Annotated in this window: 17 protein-coding genes and 1 tRNA gene; 10 read left to right on the top strand and 8 right to left on the bottom strand. The window is 62.2% G+C overall.

The features are described 5' to 3' along the window. Positions 1-215 precede the first annotated feature (215 nt). From ACRQEG_RS07640 to tadA, 3 genes are all read right to left on the bottom strand, one after another. A complete protein-coding gene (locus tag ACRQEG_RS07640; RefSeq protein WP_435733837.1) occupies positions 216-1,793 on the bottom strand; it encodes a bacterial Ig-like domain-containing protein in 1,578 nt (525 codons plus the stop codon). A 693-nt stretch (positions 1,794-2,486) separates the two neighbouring features. Continuing rightward, positions 2,487-2,575: transfer RNA gene (locus ACRQEG_RS07635), tRNA-Ser, on the bottom strand. Between the two features lie 162 nt (positions 2,576-2,737). After that, positions 2,738-3,208, bottom strand: a complete 471-nt coding sequence (gene tadA / locus ACRQEG_RS07630; protein ID WP_320757745.1) for a tRNA adenosine(34) deaminase TadA — start codon at positions 3,206-3,208, stop codon at positions 2,738-2,740. A gap of 130 nt (positions 3,209-3,338) precedes the next feature. Between tadA and upp the strand changes: the two genes are divergently transcribed. Further along, the gene (gene upp / locus ACRQEG_RS07625) at positions 3,339-3,977 is read left to right on the top strand and encodes a uracil phosphoribosyltransferase (RefSeq protein WP_016442150.1); all 639 of its coding nucleotides are present in this window, start codon (positions 3,339-3,341) and stop codon (positions 3,975-3,977) included. Between the two features lie 100 nt (positions 3,978-4,077). On the opposite strand, the gene ACRQEG_RS07620 is transcribed toward upp, so the two are convergent. Both ACRQEG_RS07620 and ACRQEG_RS07615 read right to left on the bottom strand, forming a co-directional pair. Next, complete coding sequence (locus tag ACRQEG_RS07620; protein WP_320757744.1) at positions 4,078-4,902, bottom strand: sulfite exporter TauE/SafE family protein; 825 nt, start codon at positions 4,900-4,902, stop codon at positions 4,078-4,080. Between the two features lie 23 nt (positions 4,903-4,925). Next, positions 4,926-5,123 (bottom strand): hypothetical protein, encoded by a 198-nt coding sequence (locus ACRQEG_RS07615; RefSeq protein ID WP_284906529.1) that lies wholly within the window; start codon positions 5,121-5,123, stop codon positions 4,926-4,928. A 112-nt stretch (positions 5,124-5,235) separates the two neighbouring features. Between ACRQEG_RS07615 and ACRQEG_RS07610 the strand changes: the two genes are divergently transcribed. Both ACRQEG_RS07610 and ACRQEG_RS07605 read left to right on the top strand, forming a co-directional pair. Next, positions 5,236-6,099, top strand: a complete 864-nt coding sequence (locus tag ACRQEG_RS07610; RefSeq protein ID WP_274755794.1) for a DUF5926 family protein — start codon at positions 5,236-5,238, stop codon at positions 6,097-6,099. Between the two features lie 120 nt (positions 6,100-6,219). Continuing rightward, positions 6,220-7,005 carry a glycosyltransferase gene (locus ACRQEG_RS07605; RefSeq protein WP_274734254.1) on the top strand — a complete coding sequence of 262 codons (786 nt, stop codon included), beginning with the start codon at positions 6,220-6,222 and terminating at the stop codon, positions 7,003-7,005. A gap of 59 nt (positions 7,006-7,064) precedes the next feature. On the opposite strand, the gene ACRQEG_RS07600 is transcribed toward ACRQEG_RS07605, so the two are convergent. Continuing rightward, positions 7,065-9,473 carry a hypothetical protein gene (locus ACRQEG_RS07600; RefSeq protein WP_274755793.1) on the bottom strand — a complete coding sequence of 803 codons (2,409 nt, stop codon included), beginning with the start codon at positions 9,471-9,473 and terminating at the stop codon, positions 7,065-7,067. A 150-nt stretch (positions 9,474-9,623) separates the two neighbouring features. On the opposite strand from ACRQEG_RS07600, the gene pheA reads away from it, so the two are divergent. The 7 genes from pheA (at position 9,624) to ACRQEG_RS07565 (ending at position 16,193) form a co-directional block, all read left to right on the top strand. Next, the gene (gene pheA / locus ACRQEG_RS07595) at positions 9,624-10,580 is read left to right on the top strand and encodes a prephenate dehydratase (RefSeq protein WP_274734274.1); all 957 of its coding nucleotides are present in this window, start codon (positions 9,624-9,626) and stop codon (positions 10,578-10,580) included. 48 nt (positions 10,581-10,628) lie between these two features. Then, positions 10,629-11,591: an aminoglycoside phosphotransferase family protein gene (locus tag ACRQEG_RS07590; RefSeq protein ID WP_274734256.1), complete on the top strand. Its 963-nt coding sequence runs from the start codon at positions 10,629-10,631 to the stop codon at positions 11,589-11,591. A 71-nt stretch (positions 11,592-11,662) separates the two neighbouring features. Then, a complete protein-coding gene (serS, locus tag ACRQEG_RS07585; protein WP_274734257.1) occupies positions 11,663-12,946 on the top strand; it encodes a serine--tRNA ligase in 1,284 nt (427 codons plus the stop codon). A 74-nt stretch (positions 12,947-13,020) separates the two neighbouring features. Beyond that, positions 13,021-13,959 (top strand): HAD family hydrolase, encoded by a 939-nt coding sequence (locus tag ACRQEG_RS07580; RefSeq protein ID WP_274734258.1) that lies wholly within the window; start codon positions 13,021-13,023, stop codon positions 13,957-13,959. Between the two features lie 181 nt (positions 13,960-14,140). Then, positions 14,141-15,316, top strand: coding sequence for a leucine-rich repeat protein (locus tag ACRQEG_RS07575; RefSeq protein ID WP_274755792.1), 1,176 nt, complete (start codon positions 14,141-14,143; stop codon positions 15,314-15,316). Positions 15,317-15,548: 232 nt separating this feature from the next. Further along, positions 15,549-15,863 carry a hypothetical protein gene (locus ACRQEG_RS07570; RefSeq protein WP_274734261.1) on the top strand — a complete coding sequence of 105 codons (315 nt, stop codon included), beginning with the start codon at positions 15,549-15,551 and terminating at the stop codon, positions 15,861-15,863. 108 nt (positions 15,864-15,971) lie between these two features. Next, a complete protein-coding gene (locus ACRQEG_RS07565) occupies positions 15,972-16,193 on the top strand; it encodes a transcriptional regulator (RefSeq protein ID WP_274734262.1) in 222 nt (73 codons plus the stop codon). 117 nt (positions 16,194-16,310) lie between these two features. On the opposite strand, the gene ACRQEG_RS07560 is transcribed toward ACRQEG_RS07565, so the two are convergent. Both ACRQEG_RS07560 and ACRQEG_RS07555 read right to left on the bottom strand, forming a co-directional pair. Next, on the bottom strand, positions 16,311-16,583 hold the full coding sequence (locus tag ACRQEG_RS07560; RefSeq protein WP_274734263.1) for a hypothetical protein: 273 nt from the start codon (positions 16,581-16,583) through the stop codon (positions 16,311-16,313). A 342-nt stretch (positions 16,584-16,925) separates the two neighbouring features. Then, the gene (locus tag ACRQEG_RS07555) at positions 16,926-17,288 is read right to left on the bottom strand and encodes a hypothetical protein (protein ID WP_274734264.1); all 363 of its coding nucleotides are present in this window, start codon (positions 17,286-17,288) and stop codon (positions 16,926-16,928) included. Positions 17,289-17,497: the final 209 nt, after the last annotated feature.

Genomic DNA, 17,497 nt, shown 5'->3' with positions numbered 1-17,497 from the left:
CGGGCCGCGGGTGACGCTGGGTCGCGGGTGGCGAGTGCACTGCGACCCGCGAGCACGGCCGAGAGCAACCGCAGACCGCCGATAAGAACCGCAGACACAAGTGTGGGGGCACCTCAATCGAGATGCCCCCACACGTGTTTTTGCTAGTGCGTTAGCGGGATAACGAGCCGGCAGAATAGCCGGCAGAATCGAGCGCCGGCAACTAGCCAGCCGCCCTAAGAATTCTTGCGGCGACTAGCCACGAGGACTCCTCCTGCCAGAACAAGCGCGCTGCCCAGAGCGAAGGGCGCAGCCGCATCACTACCGGTGTGGGCGAGGGCGCGGCTGCCCGCCTTGGATACCGTGCCCGGCTTGCCGGGGGTAGCGGGGGCACCGGTTGTGCCGCTTGCGCCGGGCTGACCCGGTTTACCGGGCGCGCCGGGCTGACCCGGTTTACCGGTTGTGCCGGGCTCACCAGGAGCACCACCGGGCTGGCCCGGTGTACCGGGTTGAGCTGGCTGTTCAGGCTCACCGGGCGCCGGCGTTTCCGGCCCGGGCTGCGGCTCCGGATTAGGCTCCGGCTTCGGCTTGACGGTCAGCTTCGCTGTCCGAGTTACCGTGGCACCGTTCTCATCGGTAACCGTGAAGCTCAGATCATAGGTGCCCGGGGTATTCGGGTCGTAGTTATTATCCGGGCTAGGCACCGCGGTGCCGCTGGAAGACACCACCATATCCGCGGGATCGAAGGGATCGCCGGCCTTAATTTCCATATTCTTGAGCGTGAGCTCCGGGGCCGGAGTGAGCGGGGTCCAGCGCTTCTTGACGATGAGCTTCGCGGTGCGGGTGACCGTGCCTCCCTTGCTGTCCTTCGCCGTGAAAGTAATGGGGTATTCGCCGGCCTTCTGGTTGTCATAATCACCCGTGGGCGTCACCGAGCCGCCATTCGCCGGATCGGTCAGGTCCTTACCGGCAAAATCCGTTGCAGAAACGACCATATCGGAAGGCGTAAATGCCTCACCTTCCCAGATCTCAATGTTCTTCACCTCGAGGGCAGGCTCCTTGGCCCACGCTGCGGTCAGGTTAACCACGTTTTGCCGGCGGTGTCTGAGGATCCGATTCGGGTCGATTTCATCGAAGCGGTAGGGGTTATCCACTGTGTAAACGTGGTGCTTGTAGGGCGGTTCGGCCACTGGGATATTGAGGGTACTCTTCCCAATCCAGCCCAGGAAAGTGTAGCCTTCGCGCACCGGATCCGTGGGCTTGTATACCGTGCCGTGCGGGGTGATGAACATGCTGTAGAACGAGCCATCCGGGGCTTGCCGCAGCGCATCGGTCGGCACTTTATCCGTCCAGGTACCACCGTTGAGGTCATACGTCGCGTAGTTGAACTGCTCGTACGAGATCTGCTGGAAATAAATATTCTTGGTCGGTTTCAGGTCCTTCGCGTGGTAGGTGAGGACGGCGTCTTTCCCACTCCCGGTCACGCTCTGCTCTAGATTATCGGGGTAGAGCAGATCTGAACCCGTGCTGGTAATCTTCCAACCCGGCTGCATTACGATTTTTCCGTTGAGTACCCAGCCCGCCGGAATTCGCTTGAAATTCCATTTATTGGCCGGGTCGCTCGGATAGGTAATACTTTCCGATGGGTTGTTCGGGTTGTGCGCGGTGAATTCGAATTTTTGTATTTCGTCACCGATCACGTAGTTAAAATCAACAGATTGAGGCGTTGCCTCAGCCCGAAGGGGTTGCCCAACGGCGACCATCGCAATAGCAGCGATCACCGCCAGCAACCTCGAAAGGTTTCGCGCGAGCATGTGGTGTTTCCTTACCTTAGATGAGTGATGAGTAAACTCAACTCAAGTAAATCATATTTGGAGAGTTTATTCTCAAGTTATTCAGCATTTACCCAGGTCGTGACCGCGCGTTTGAGCATCTTCACAAAATTTTCACACGGTATACGTTTACGTAGAATAAATAATATTTTGCAGACTTTTGGAGCACTTGCGTTTGTGTTGCAATCGCGCGCGATACGACGGCGCAGCTTCGGCGGCGGCGCCACTTAGGCCAGCGATGCCATTTTGGCCGACGACGCAGTTGCCAACCATCGCGCACCTATCAAGTTAGCCGCATACGAGAGCGAGAATCTCACGAACATCAGCAATCACACGAGCACCCGGGGAGGTGGCATGTGTTGTCAGAGATGTACTTCGCATGTACGACATTCGTAGTACACCTCAGAAAAACAACCTGCCCCGCCAGGCGAGGTAGGTGGAATGGGTCAGTTTCAAGCTTGCAGGTTGCAAAACGTGCATTTTCGACTGTTAGGGGCGCAGAGTGTACGTCACGGACATTAAACCGCGGAAAAACTGTCACCCGCGTACATTCTGTTAGCCGGCGCGGCCTCTCCTCCTCGAAGTGTGCATTCCAGACAATCCACCCCGCGTAGTGCGCGTACGGAACACGAAAAATCCCGCGTCACAGGCGGACCTATGACGCGGGACATCACATGGCGGTGGCGGCGGGATTTGAACCCGCGGTAGCTATTAACTACACATCATTTCGAGTGATGCACCTTCGGCCGCTCGGACACGCCACCGCAGAATAGATTACACGGCACACCCCGAATTTACCTAATCAATGCGGAGCACATCACGTTAAAGCTTCGAGGTACCGCGTCAATGCTGAAACAACGCGGCCTAAGCGCCGGACCAGTTTCGCTGCTCCCGCCCTCGCCCAAGCGCCACACCGCCCTGTACACTCACCCGCGGAAGAACTTCCGTAGCTGCGCGGAGGTCTCTTCTTCCAATATTCCCCCGATCACCTCGATGCGGTGATTGAGGCGCGGATCGCGCACCACGTCGCGCAGCGAGCCAGCCGCCCCCGCTTTCTCATCCCAGGCACCGAAGATAAGCCGCCGAATCCGGGCGCCGACCATGGCCCCGGCACACATTGTGCACGGTTCCAACGTGACGTAGATGTCGGCGTCGTCCAAACGCCACCGCCCGAGCGCCGCACCGGCCGCGCGCAGCGCCATGATTTCCGCGTGCCCGGCCGGATCGTGTCCGCGTTCGCGGGTATTCCAGCCCCGCGCCACCACGGCGCCGTCCACCACCACGAGCGCACCGACCGGCACATCCCCGCCCGCCGCGGCCCGCGCCGCGAGCTCCATTGCTTCGCGCATGAATAGCTTTTCCGCCGCGCGCATATCGTCCCGCTCGTCTCCCCGCATGGCTCCATTGTGTCACGAGCCTGAAGACGCGCCGTCCGTACCGCGATCCCGAAAGCGCGCCGTCTGTGTCACGAGCCTCAAGCCGAGCCGCCCGCGCGCGTCGCCCGCCGGGTACCGCTATCCTTAAAGCATGCACATCCTCGAAATTGACCACCCTCTGGTCGCGCATAAACTCTCTGTCCTCCGTGATGAAACCACTCCGTCGGCAATTTTCCGGCAGCTAACCGAGGAGCTCGTGACTCTCCTCGCGTATGAAGCCACCCGGAATGTGGCGGTGCATGAAGTAACGGTCACCACCCCGGTGGCCACCACAACCGGTGTGAAACTGGCCCGCCCGGCACCCATTGTCGTTCCGATTTTGCGGGCCGGCCTGGGCATGCTGGAAGGAATGACGAAACTCCTTCCCACCGCCGAAGTTGGCTTCCTCGGCCTGCGCCGCGATGAGGAAACTCTCGAGGCCGTGACTTACGCTAACCGCCTCCCGGATGATCTGACCGGGAGGCAGTGTTTTGTTCTTGACCCGATGCTGGCCACCGGCCACACCATCCACGAATCCATCAACTACCTCCTCGAACGCGGGGCGCGCGATGTTACCTGCGTGTGCTTGCTGGCCACCCCGCAGGGACTGGAGGAAGTGAAGTCGCATCTGCCCGCGGATGCGGATGTCAAGATCGTTGTCGCCTCCATCGATGAGGGCCTCAACGAGAAGGCCTACATCGTGCCGGGCCTGGGCGATGCCGGCGATCGCCTGTACGGCGTCGTCGACTAAAACGCCAGAACCACGCGGGTGAGCGCCGTTTACGCGGTGAACAGTGCTCACCCGCTCCGGTTTTAAGAACGACGACGCCGCCTCCCGGCCCGCGCCCCACTTAGAGGAGCTCGCCGGCCAGGGTACCGGCCGCTACCGCGAGAAGCAGCACGCCAAAGAGGATGGTGGCGATGCGATCGGGAATGCGCCGGCCGGCAGCTTCCCCGCCGATGCTTCCCAGCGCCGAGCCTGCGGTGAAGAGGGCCACGACCACCCAGTCCACGCTGAGGCCCGCCGTGAATTGCGGGATACGGCCGAGCCCGGCCACCACCATATTGATGGTCATGACGAGGAGTGACGTGGCACTGGCATACCGGGCAGGTATGCGCAGAAGCAAGATAAGGGCGGGGACCACCACGAAGCCACCACCCACCCCGAAGAAGCCAGAGAGTGCCCCCGCACCGAAGGCACCCACGACAGTGATGAGGTAGATCCGCCCATGCGGGGTGGGCGCGGGCGGATTTTCCGGGGCGTCCGGATTTTCCGGGATCTCCGGATTTTCACGCGCGGTGCCCGAGCGTATTTCACCGCTTGAGCACACTGCCCTCCAGAACATGCTCAGCGCCACCGCCACGAGCAGCGCGCTCAGCGACCACACGAGAATGCGCCCGGATACCGCGCCGGCTAAGAAAGCACCCGCCAGGGTTCCCGGGATGCCTACCAGGGCGAAGACGAGGCCGGTTCCCCAGCGCACGCGCCGGGCCAGCGCCGCGGAGAGCATGCCGACAAGCGAGGTTACCCCCACGATAATGATGGATTCAGCAGAAGCTTGATGTGCGCTATGCCCGAAAACGGTGAGGAGAATGGGGATGGTCAGGATCCCGCCGCCAGCCCCGAGCAGGCCAACAACAAAACCGACAGCAATTCCAACTCCGCAGGCAAGCACAGCGTCACTCTATCGCAGCGCCGTTAGTCGCGATTCGACCACCAGCGCCAGATAATGACAGCAACACCCACCGCTACCGCGGCGATTCCCACCCAGCGGATGATGGACACGGCCGTCGGATCCGCGGCGGGCGCCGCGAGGAGCTCCCCCGCCAGAGGCGCGGTGAGGGCCGGAGATGTGGTGAGGCCGGCAAGCTGCGGCGTCGTTATGAGCAGATCCATAACGCAACTCTAACGTGACCATCGCCCGCGGGCCGCATCTCACGTAGAATCTCGAGGGTACATACGGCGGCGATGCCGCAGGGCACGCACAGCAGCGAAAAGACGAGGACTTATGGCTAAGAAGAACCGCAAGAAGGATTCGACGACCCCGAAGAAGAAGCGCGCGATTATTCCTTTTGTTGAGCGGCCTTTTGAAGGACTGGATGCCGAGGCGAAGCTGGTGGCAATGCGCGATCTGCTGCCGCTGGCGACCATGACCGTGACCCTCACGGAGGAGTACGGCAGCGAAAAGGTTATTTTTGGCACGTTGCTGCCGAATATGGTCGGCGCGCTGCGGCGCACGGACGGCCAGCTCCTGGTCGCGATGCAGACGGTTATGAATTCCGGCGATGCCTCGTTGGATATCGCTACGCGTGTGCTGGCCGGTCTGGAACTCAAGCCGGGCGAAAGCTACCCGGGTGGCACTCAGCCGGAGGCGGGTTCGCCGCGTTTGCAGGATATTGTGGCGTCGTTCTCCGAGCTGGAGCTGCAAGAAGATCCCGCTTTCTGGATGACGGAGGAAGAGGCCGCCACTCCCGAATCGCAGGCGGCGCTGCGTGACGCCCGGGCAGATATGGTTCCCGCGGCGCGTATCGAGTCCGTGAACGGCGCTTACTGGTGCCGGATGTCGCGCGAATTTTTGCGTTGGGTCCGCCCCGAGCCGCGCGATGCGGTGCTGGACGGTTTGGCGCGCTTGCGGGTATCTGGCGAGGAACGTTGGGACGACGACGTTCGCTTCATCGGTGCGTTCCGCGCCTACGGATTGTCGGTCCCGGTGTGGGAATTGGCGCGCGGTACCGAAGCGGAGGAACTGGAAGAGCCGCTGGCGAAGTTCGCGGAGAAGCTGAGTGCGGCGATTGCTTCCACCGAGCCGCTCAGCGCCGAGGAAAAGCGGGCGCGCTCCGGCCTTGTCTCCCGCCAGGTGACGTTGCGCTAAACAGCGGGGCCACCCGCCCGCTTTGCGGGGCCTTACGCTTAGCCAGCTCTCTTTAGTGAACTTCCCCTAGTTTATAGAAACAGTAAGCAAAGCCCCTACTTTTCCCTATACACTTATGGGGTGAGTAAAGTCGGTCAGGTCGCGGTGGTCGTGCCCGCGAAGGACGAGGAGCAGTACGTGGGGCGTACTGTGCGCGCAGCGTATGCGCTTCCGGGTGTGGACCTCGTGGTGGTGGTTGACGATGGGTCGGCTGATGAAACCCAGGCTATTGCCCGCGCTTCCGGGGCTACAGTGGTGCGCCACTCCGTGAATCGCGGGAAGGCCTCCGCGATGGAGACCGGGGCGAAGGTGGTGCGCATGCGCGACGTTGAGGGCCGCCTACCCCGCCATTTACTTTTCCTTGATGCCGATCTGGGTGATTCGGCTATTGAGTGCGCTCCCCTTATTGCGCCGGTTATTGATGGCACGGTTGATTGCGCTATTGCTGCTTTGCCTCCGCAGGAGGGGGCGGGTGGTCACGGTTTTGTGACACGTTTGGGGCGCCGCGCGATTGAGCGGGCTACCGGCTGGTCCCCTCTTCAACCGCTGTCCGGGCAACGCTGCATGACGGCCGCCGCTTTTGATGCGGCTCGTCCGCTCGCGAAGGGCTGGGGCGTTGAGGTGGGCATGACCATCGATATGCTGGTGGCCGGCCTGACTCTCCAGGAAATCCCGTGCAATATCCGCCATCGGGCCACCGGGAATGACGTGGCTGGGACTTTGCACCGGGCCGGGCAGTACCGTGATGTTTTTCGGGCGGTGTGGTCGCGCCGCTTCCACGGTGTTAAGGTGCCCGCGGAGCTGCACGGCGCTAGCGGTGCCGAGCATTTCGCTCCCTACCGCGCGCTGGTGCTGGAGCATTCCTGAGCACGATTCCCTCCGTCCTCCGCAATATAAATCTCGCGAATTTTCTTTCCGGCTGGCCGCTATATGCCAGCCGGTTTTTCTTGTAATTCTTGGGGGTTTTCTGCGGCAGAATAGACTTCGATGTTTTCCCCGGCCCGCATGAGCCCGAGGGCGAAGGTGGGTGCGAGTAGCGCGATTCCCACTCCTAGGATGACTAGGCCGGAGTCGTTAATGAGGGAGGCGTACCCGAGGGCGAGGAAGCTCGCGGCGGCCGCGGCCGCCAGACGCGGATAGGCCGCACTACATGCATGCACCTGCGCGGTGGCCGGCCGGGCACGCAGATCCCAGCGCCCCGAGGTTACGAGCCACACCACCACACACACTCCCGCGAGGAGGGTTGCGCCTAGCGCGCCGGCCACCAGGGGTGGCAGACCGAAGAAAGCTTGGGATAGTTTTCGTGCGACGACGGCGCCAGCCCCGCCGTGTTCCACCCGGCCGACGAAGTTCCCCAAGTGGGAGGTGGATCCCACCGCGCGGTCAAGCATAGCCATACTGGCCGAGACAGCCACCCCGGCTATGGCCGCGAGCGCGGTATGCCACCAGGTCCAGCGCCGGCCCCAGGTGTGCCAGGTAAGGTAGGCAAAGCCGAGGGTGAGGGCGGGCGGGCCGCCGGCATCCGCACCGAAAGCGGGGAGCCCATCCAGGGCAATCGCGCATATGCCCAGGGCGAGTACGGCGAAGCCAGCCATACGGGTTGACCGGTTCGCGTATGTGGCCGTGCTGCGAGTGCCGCGTATGCGCGCGGCGAGGGTGGCGGCCGCGGCGAGCGCTCCAACCGCGAAGATGGCAAAGACCGAGTTATTGAAACCAAAGAAACGCCCCGCAACGGTGGGCAGGGATCCCATGACCGAGGTATTCGCCAGGGAATACCCTCCACCAAAGGTGCTGACGAGGATGTCCACCGCGATAACAGTGGCGCTGAGTGTTCCCAGCCGTGCTAACGGGGCGGCTATCCACTGCGCCCCTGCTGGCGCGTGGCGGCGCGGGCCTGCTAGCGCCCAGGTGGCGAGGAGCGCGGCGAGGACAGCCAGGCTGCTCCACCAGCCAAGTAGCGGGCGGGAGAAAGTCCACCACGGAATAATGCCGATAAGGAGCGCACTCACGGGTAGGGCTGCGAGCCAGGCGAGGAGCTGTGCGAATCCGGTGGGGCGGGCTTGCCGGGCCGCCGCGACCGTTGCGGGTGGGAAGCGAGAGAAACGGACCAGATGGACGGCAATAACAGCAAAGCACACCAGCCCGAGCCCGGCGAGGAGGAGGTAGAACTGCGGACTTAGACGCGCGGTCAGGTCAGCGCGGAGTGCTTGCCCGTGCAGGGTGGCGCTGACCGCGGCCAGCGTGGTACTTCCGCCGTTGTCTACCGTGAGCGGCGCGGGGGCGCCGGTATGCCAAGCAACAACGCTGGGCGCCAGGTCAATGAGCTGAACGAGGCCGGCGGTGCGGGTGGTTGTGGAACGGGCGAGCGTGGTGCTGCCATGCGGTTCTAGCAGCGCAAAGAAACCGAGTTCGGCCCGCTCAGCGCGGTCCGCCACAGCGGTGATCACGATCCGGGCCCGCGGTTGGCGCGCGGTGACGAGCCCGATGATTTCCCCGAGGCGTTCATCCAGGCTAGCTATATTCCCCGCGCCAGCGTTTCCTACCTCAGCGCCCCCAGTATCAGCACTTCCCGCGTCAATGACGGTGAGTTCCCGCCCTTCGAGCACCGAGTCATCAGCTAGAAACTCCGTGAGAGCACGGTAGGAGATGCGTGATTCACCCTGACGGTTGAGGGCGAGGGCGGCGCCAGGGCCAACCGCGAGCACCTGCTCCGGCACCACTCCCTGCGCTAGCGCACCCATGACTACCGGGTAGTGTGCGGCACTGCTTTCTTCACCTAGCTGCTCCGCATCGCGCACCGTACCATCCTGGGAAACCAAGGATTCCAATGCTGCGCACCGGTTTGCCGCGGGGGTGATAGCCGCGCGGGCACCGGCCCCGAGGCTTACCCAGCCATCCGCCGCGCAGGTGGTAGGCGCGGCCGTACGCACGGAAATATTGGCCAGAGCAGCGCCGTAGCCGCCCACGTTTTCCACGCCCGGGCTTTCCGCGCCCAGGCTTTCCACCCCGGAGATGCGATCACCCGCGCCACCCCGGCCAGAACTTGCCAGAGCCGCGCTGAGCCGCGGGGTACTTTCCGCACTGAGATCTGCCCAGCGCAGCCCGGCCACCCCGATGATCACCGTGGGGCGCGCTTGATCCGGTGCGCCCCACGCTGCCGAGCCGCGCTGCACCACCGGGGTGCCCTGCGCGCTCGGCAGGCTCATCGAGCGCGCGGAGGCCGGCACCCCGCCCAGGGCAAACCCAAGCACCATCGCCACAGCAGCAAAGATACTGGCCAGGATTCCAAGCCGCGCCGCGCGCCCGCCGCGGCTATCACCGTGAGAATTCCGCATGGCACCAGCCTACTCGGCGCTTACGACACTTTCGGACGCCCCGAACGCCCCACTTCCGGGGCGGGATACAATAACCAGGCGGCAGCGCGGGCAGGTGCACCGCCGCCCAGCTGCGCCGTCGTACTATTTCTCCACGCACGAAAGGACACCATGCAATCCTCGCCCGCTACCGAACCGGTCCGCTATTCTTTCCTCGGCCCGCGCGGCACGTTTTGCTTTGCCGCTTTGCAGCAGGTAGCCAGCGAGGACACCGCCACCTTCGTACCCGCCGTCGACGTTCCCTCCGCGCTGCGGATGGTGCGCGCCGGGCAGACCGATGCCGCCGTGGTGCCCATCGAAAATTCGGTAGAAGGCGGCGTGAACGCCACTCTCGATTCGCTCACCGCCGGCTCGCCGCTGGAAATTCGCGGGGAAATGCTGGTTCCTATCGCCTTCTCGCTGGCGGTGCGGCCCGGCACGCGCGCCGCGGATATTCGCCGGGTCGCCACCCACCCGCATGCCTGGGCACAGTGCCGTACCTGGATCGCTGAGCATCTGACCGATGCCGTCCACGTGCCGGCTACCTCCACGGCCGCCGCGGCGCGCGAACTGGCGGAAAACCCGGATGCGGATTTTGATGCCGCGATTTGCGCGGTTCCCACCACCGGCGTGTACGGGCTCGCCTCACTTTCCGACGAGATCGCTGACAACCGCAATGCCGTTACCCGCTTTATTAAGGTGAGCAAGCCCGGGGAGATCCCGCCGGCGACGGGCTCGGATAAAACGACGCTGATGGTGCGGCTGGCCTCGGAAAAGCCCGGTGCACTGCTGGAAATGCTGCAACAATTCGCCGCGGTGGGCGTTAATTTATCGCGTATCGAATCGCGCCCGGCCGGCGACCAGCTGGGCCGCTACGCTTTCTCCCTGGATGCCGAGGGCCATATTCACGACGAGCGGGTGCAGGCCGCGCTGATCGGGCTGCACCGCATTTGCCCCGAGGTAACCTTCCTGGGCAGCTACGCGCGGGCGGACCGGCAGACCACTCGCCTGCACGCCGGTACCTCCGACGAAGATTTCGGCGCCGCGCGCACCTGGGTTGCCTCGCTGCTCAGCCGGGTAACCCGCTAGCGCCCGCAACAAGATTCACCGGTATTTTCGAGCTCCATCGAGGCACCCATGAACCAGCTGCGAACACTGCTTACCAAGGAGCAGTATGCGGCGTTTATGGCCGCCTGGGAGGAATTGCGCGGTGGGCCGCTGCCCGGAACTTCCCACGGCCCGGACAATGTGCGGGTGCGGGATCTTTCCTGGCCGGAGCGTGAGAGCACCGTTCTCCACCTCAGCGGCTCCGGGGTGTCCTGGATTCTCAAAACCGCCGGGAACACCGCTTACAGCGTGGGGCGCGAAGCGCGGGCGCGGGAGTGGACCGGCTCTTTGCAGGCGTGCGGCACCGTGGCGCGCCTGCTCTGGTACGACGCCGCAGCCCCGCTCGCCCTCCTCGACTACCTGCCCGGATGCGATGTTCTGGGTAGCGCATGGGAGTTTTCCCCGCGGGTATATCACCGGGCGGGCGCTGCCCTCGCGCTTCTCCACGGGGCGGGGGCTCGCCTCGATCACGGCTTCGCCAAGGGCGCCCTCACCCGCACCCGCGCGCGGATCGCTGAGATTCACGCGCGTGCCCCGGGCGGCACCCTGCCCGATGACCTGGGTGAGAAACTTGCTGAAGCAGAAGACTTTTTAGCGAGTTACCGGCCGCGCGGCGTCGTCGTGCATCCCACGCACGGGGATTGGCAGGCACGCAACTGGTTGTGGGGTGAGCCCGCCGGCCACCTGCGAGTTATTGATTTTGGGCGCTTCGGGTGGCGGCCGGCCGCCGCGGATCTCCTGGAGCTCCACGATGTGTGGCAGCACTACCCGGAACTAGAAGAAGCTATGAAGCGCGGCTACCGGGAGGCCGGTGGAAAGTGGCCCGGTGGGGAACGGCCCGGTGGCGACATCGCAAGTGTCCGCTGTGAAGCCGGCAGCGAGGGCGATATCGCGCGGCTCTTAAGAGTCGCGCGCGGCGTCGGCCATCTGTGGCACCGCGCCACACACGAAACGCAGCACGGCAGCCCCGCGGAACGCGAAAAACACGCCTGATCCCACACCGCAATGAGGCCGAAACGGCCCGCCGGATCGCGGGCGCGCCCGCCGCGCGCTAAGCTGGTTCCATGCTTGATATGCGTTCTGTTCGCGAGAATCCGGAAGCCATCCGTGAGTCCCAGCGCCGCCGCGGGAATGATCCCGCCACCGTCGATGCCCTGCTCGCCGCCGACGATGCACGCCGGACCACCCTGCAAGAGTTCGAAGCCGCCCGGGCCGAACAAAAAGAGGTGTCGCGATCCGTGGGGAAGGCATCCCCGGAGGAACGCCCCGCGGTGCTCGCCCACGCCAAGGAGCTGGCAGAAAAGGTCAAGGCGCTGGATGCGGCCGCGGCGGAAGCAGAAGAAACCTATCTGACCGCGAATCGCGCGATTGAGAACCCGGTGCTCGCCGGAGTGCCCGCGGGTGGGGAAGATGATTACGAGGTGCTGGAAGTTATCGGCACCCCGCGCGATTTTGAGGCGGAGGGCTTCACCCCCAAGGACCACCTCGATATCGCGGAGGGCCTGGGGGCCCTGGATATGGATCGCGGCGCGAAGGTCTCCGGATCGCGTTTCTACTACCTCAAGGGAGTGGGCGCGCACCTCGAAATGGCGATGTTCCGCATGGCCATCGATCAGGCCGCCGAGCACGGCTTCACCCTCATGACCACGCCCACGATTGTGAACCCGGATATCATGTCCGGCACCGGGTTCCTCGGGGAACATTCCGATGAGATTTACTACCTGGGCGCGGATGACCAGTACCTGGTGGGCACCTCCGAAGTGCCGCTGGCCGGCTACCACAAGGATGAGATTTTGGAGCTGGGCGGTAAGCCGCGGCGCTACTGCGGGTATTCGGCCTGCTACCGGCGCGAGGCCGGCTCCTACGGGAAGGACACCCGCGGGATTATTCGCGTGCACCAATTCAATAAGGTGGAGATGTTCTCCTACTGCCCGGTGGAGCAATCCGAGGAAGAACACCGCGCGCTGCTGGCGATGGAACGCGAAATGATCGGGAAGATGGAGCTGCCCTACCGCATTATTAATGTGGCGGCCGGTGATCTGGGTTCTTCCGCGGCGCAGAAATTCGATTGCGAGGCGTGGCTGCCCACTCAGCATCGCTATATGGAAGTCACCTCGACCTCCAATTGCACCACCTATCAGGCGCGGCGCCTCAATGTGCGCGAACGCGTGGATGGGAAAACCCGCGCGGTGGCCACCCTGAACGGAACGTTGGCCACCACCCGTTGGCTGGTGGCGCTCTTCGAGAACCACCAGCAAAAGGACGGCTCACTCTACGTGCCCGAAGCCCTGCGGCCCTACCTGGGCGCCGGCCTGGCCGGGCGCGAGTACATCGAGCCGATTAACTAGCGAACAAACTCGGTTGAGCTGGCAAACTAACCGATGAGCTAACCTGTCTGAGCGGTAGAAACTAAGGCGGCGATGTGAAAATCCAGGGGGAGTCGACGGCGGCGCGGTTGCGGGCCGCTTTCGACGCCGCCGGGACCCCGCCTGCCGGGCCTGAACTCATGGTCTGCCTGGATCTGGACGGCACCACCCTGCGCCCGGACGGGATCATCGCAGAACGGGTGGATGCCGCTTTCCAGGAACATATGCGCCGCGGCACCCGGCTGGTGGTAGCCACGGGGCGCGGGCGCGAATCTGCCATTCCCGTGCTCGATATGCTGCGGGTGAGCGAAACCATTATGGTGTGCTCGAACGGCAATGAGACGGTGCTCCTCGGCAACGCGCGGCTGCCCGGGGTGGAGGTGCGAACAGTCCGCTCCATGACGGATCGCGGAGACGTGGTGCCGGTGCGCCTGGCGCACCTCTCCACCATGGAGGAGGCGGATTTAGCGCGAGCCCTGGATGCGATGCGCCGGGAGTTCCCGGGTGCCTATTTCGCGGTGGAGCCGGTGGAAGGCCCGCGGCGCGTCGCGCACGGTTACGCCACCGAACGCCTGGAACCCAACGCTATCTGGGTGAAATTCAAGGATCTCGTGGTTCCCGATGCGCTGCGCCTCATTATGGTGGTTCCACGTATGGAAGCCGCCGAGCTCATGGCACGTCTTTCCCAGCTTGAGATGCCCGGGGTGGATTGGGCGGCATCGTCGTCCTCCGGTTCGGGCTGGGTGGATGCCGGGCGGACCGGAATTTCCAAGGCGAGCGCGCTCGAGGTGCTCCGCGGCGATTTTGGGATCGCGCGGGGCGGCACCGTTGCCGTTGGCGATGGCGGCAACGACATCCAGATGCTGGAATGGGCCGGGGTGGGCGTGGCGATGGGGCAGGCGCTCGATTACGTGAAGGCGCACGCGCGGGCCGTGACCGATCCGGTATGGGACGACGGCGTTGCCACCCTCCTCGAGGTGCTGCTGGCGCGTTAATGCTGGCGCCGTCGTCGTGAAATATCACAAGCGCCCCGCACGGCCGCAAGCTGCGATAATAATATTTTCTACACAATCCGGTTCATTTTCTGATGAATTCCCGCGCGTTTCGTGGTACGGTGGCGGTGAGTAACCCGAGTTTCTCTGGGCTCTCCCGAGCCGCAACACGAAAGGATATCGGATGAAAAAGAGACTCGTCGGCACGGTGAGTGCACTGTGCACGGCATTGATGATGGGGCTGGCGGCGATGGTGCCGGCAGCCACGGCCGCTCCCGCTGTCACGTGGGATACCGCGGATTTCACTATCGAAACCGAGGGCGCTACCACAACGCTGCGAGGTTTGAGCGATACCGGCCTGCAGAAAATTACGAACCTCAAGCACGTGGTTATTCCGGGGGGCGTGACCGCGCTGACCGGGCCGAATGGCCGGACGGGGAATATGCACAGCAAGGGAATCACCGGTATTACGCTGCCGGCCACGCTTACGGAGGTGAGTTACGGTTTCCTGGATCGCAATGCGATTTCCGCGGTGGAGTTCCCTGCGGGGATGCAGAAGATTGGGCCGGCGGCTTTCCAGGCCAATGCGCTCACGGAGGTCACGCTGCCTGCCTCAATCACCGAGGTCGCCTGGAGTGCTTTCCAAAATAATCATATTTCCACGGTGCGGCTGGCCGGCACGTATAACAGCGCCGTTTTCCCGGTGGTGCCCGGCAGCAGCGCCGGCAATAGCAGCCCGGCTTTCGCGCAGCAGGAGCTCGCCGACACCACGGTACCCACGCAGGGAACGCTTACACTCGCGCAGATTTCTGATGTAAACGGTGATCTCAGTGGTCGCGGGCTCACGTGGGATGCGTATTTTTGGGACGACGGCGCAGCCGAGCCCGCCCTCGCCAGCTCCATCGTGACATTTGCTGATGGCACGGTGACCGGGGTTGCCCCGGGTTCCACGCGCGTCATCATGATGGCGAATGATACGGCCACCGGTAAGCCGCTGTATTCCGCGGTGGTTCGAGTGAATGTTACCGAGCCGGCACCTGAGCCTGAACCCGAGCCAGGTCCCGATACCGAGCCTCAGCCAACGCCAAACCCTGTTCCGGACCCTAACCCGCAGCCGCAACCACAACCTGATCCGCAACCGCAACCCGCCGATCCACCTTCTCCGTCGCAACCGCCGAGCCCGAAGCCCGAACCGGCTCCTAAGCCTGCGCCGGAGCCCGGGGCCAACAAGCCGGCTCCCGCCCCAAGCAAGGCACCGACGCGGCAACTCACCCACACTGGCCTGGCCGCTACGGGCGCTCTGGCCACTATGGCCGTGGTGCTGCCCGCCGGATACACCCTGCGCCGGCGGGCGAAGTAACCCAAAGTTCTAGGTAACTCAAGGCTAAACGCCACTCCCCTGGGGGCCGCACCGATACCGGCGCAGCCCCCAAGTTTTCTATTCTCCGCGCAGATCCCGGCCGGTGATCTGACCGGTTGTCTACACTGAAGGTAAATGCACGGCAAAAGAGGTCATGCAAAGAATCAGACACTTCTGTAATACCTCATCAAAGATCGGCTTATCATCACACGTAAGGTAAGGAGAAAATACCGTGGACAGAGAAGGGCTACACAACGACGATAACTTTCCCTGGTCCCCCGTCGATATCCTCATTGATTGGATCGATGAACACGCAGACCCGGAACTCGTCGCGAAAGATGACGGTTACTGGCTTGAAGGAAAAGGTGGGGGCGGAACCCCGTGGTGCCTCATCTATGCTTTGGATGGTGCGAGCCGTTACGGAGTAAAAATCCCAGACGATAAGCTCATCCCACCGATTGAGGACATCCGTGGCGAGCTAACTGTCCACTCCCGGCGCGTCTTGAATATATTCCTTGAGAAGATCGGGTCGTCCCTACAAGTATAACCTTATTGGGCAAAAGCGGGCGCAGATCGGAGGCCGGGGCGAACCGATTCCCCGCCGTTGTGAAATTTCCGAAAGGCTCGCTCGTAAGAGTCTCGGAAAGAGTAAGAAGTGACAACACTAGATACCACGGTTACCCGTGATGGAAATTGGTGGGTTGCCGAATTTACCCTTAACGGAAAGGAATACGGCACGCAGGCGCGCCGCCTTGATCAGATTGATGAGATGGTAAAAGATACCGCGGCGCTTATTACGGGAGATCCTCTCGATAGTTTCGCTGTTAACGTCTCCGTTGACACGCCTGAATTCGCGGTGAATGATATCAAAAGATAAGGAGGCTCCGCTCCGTTTGGTTCAGACGGAACACGAGACTCGGGACGCTTCTCTGCTGGCAATTGCCCGGTTAGGCGATGCGGGATTTTCGCCTCGCGACATTGGTGCAGTTATGCGTTATACGAGTAGCGACTGATTCTTCGATATAGCTTGTTCGACATAATTCCAGAAGGGCAGGTAAGCGTCATCAACGGAACGCAGCATTTGAATAATATCTTCAGGTAAACGTAAATGCAGATCATTCGTGCATAATGCGAGGATAGATTCAATTGCGATCTCATCTTGCCCGGAAGCGTGGTCTCCGTCCAGGCACTCCCAAATATAATCGGGGAAATCAGAATGACTTTTGACATACCGCTTCAGTTCTTCAAACGCGGTATTAATCTCCATCTCAATCACCTTCTCTTTGGCTTTTTCGATTTCTTTGAAGCATTCGGCCCCTTCGGGTTCGGGCTATAGGACAAAACGAACGGCCCCGGGAAATGCTGCGACAACCGCTACAGCGATTGAATCGTATCTCCCGGGACCGTCCGCCCGTTCAATGAAGATGGAGGTACCCAAAACGGGTAGATCATCATCAAGGCTCAGGATATATTCTCCTGCATAACAATGCAACCGTCAGAACTGTAGCTTGATAAGCTCCGCGCGGGAATCACCGACATCACATCGTGACCTACTGGGTATAAAAGTTCCCCACATGAGTGCGGCCCGCAAGAAATAAAATAAGTGCGATTAGCTCGGAGTAATCTCTACGATGATCGGCTCTTCTTCCTCGGGGATAAGGGGGACACGAAGCGGAGAACCGATCAGTTCGAGTTTTCGGTTAAGCTCCCTTGACGACCCATAAGTTAGGTCGTCGAGGATGTCGTCGACAGCTGCTGAAAGTAGGGGCTCTGGCAGAGAGCACTTAGAGAAATGGGCCGCATTAATTGCATAGATTAGATCCCAGACATCACCGTACATGCCAAGGTAGTGCCCGTAGCCCTCGCCCTCGCCTTCGCCAAAGAGGGATTGTTGATCGCCATGCGCCTGGACGTACTTGGCGAGCTCTATTACAGGATAGGTATTCGATTTATTGTTTACGCTTCCACCCACGCTTTACCCTTACTTCCTTTACACCACGGTCGGGGAAACTCCAATAAAAGCGATGCCTAAGCCTCGGTGGACTGGATTCCGAGGCCCTTAGTCACCTCTACGGATGAAAGGCCCCAGTTTCCCGGTTTCGGTGAGCTTGTCAAGTTTTTTGTGTAAATGGTTTTGTTTAGTTGGTTGGGAACCGGTCTGGGTAGTGCAGGGATAACTCG

Source organism: Actinotignum stranguriae, assembly GCF_051265215.1.
GTDB classification, from domain to species: domain Bacteria; phylum Actinomycetota; class Actinomycetes; order Actinomycetales; family Actinomycetaceae; genus Actinotignum; species Actinotignum schaalii_C.
The sequence above is the reverse complement of the archived record's forward strand: the minus strand, read 5'-3'. Positions and strand labels throughout refer to the sequence as shown.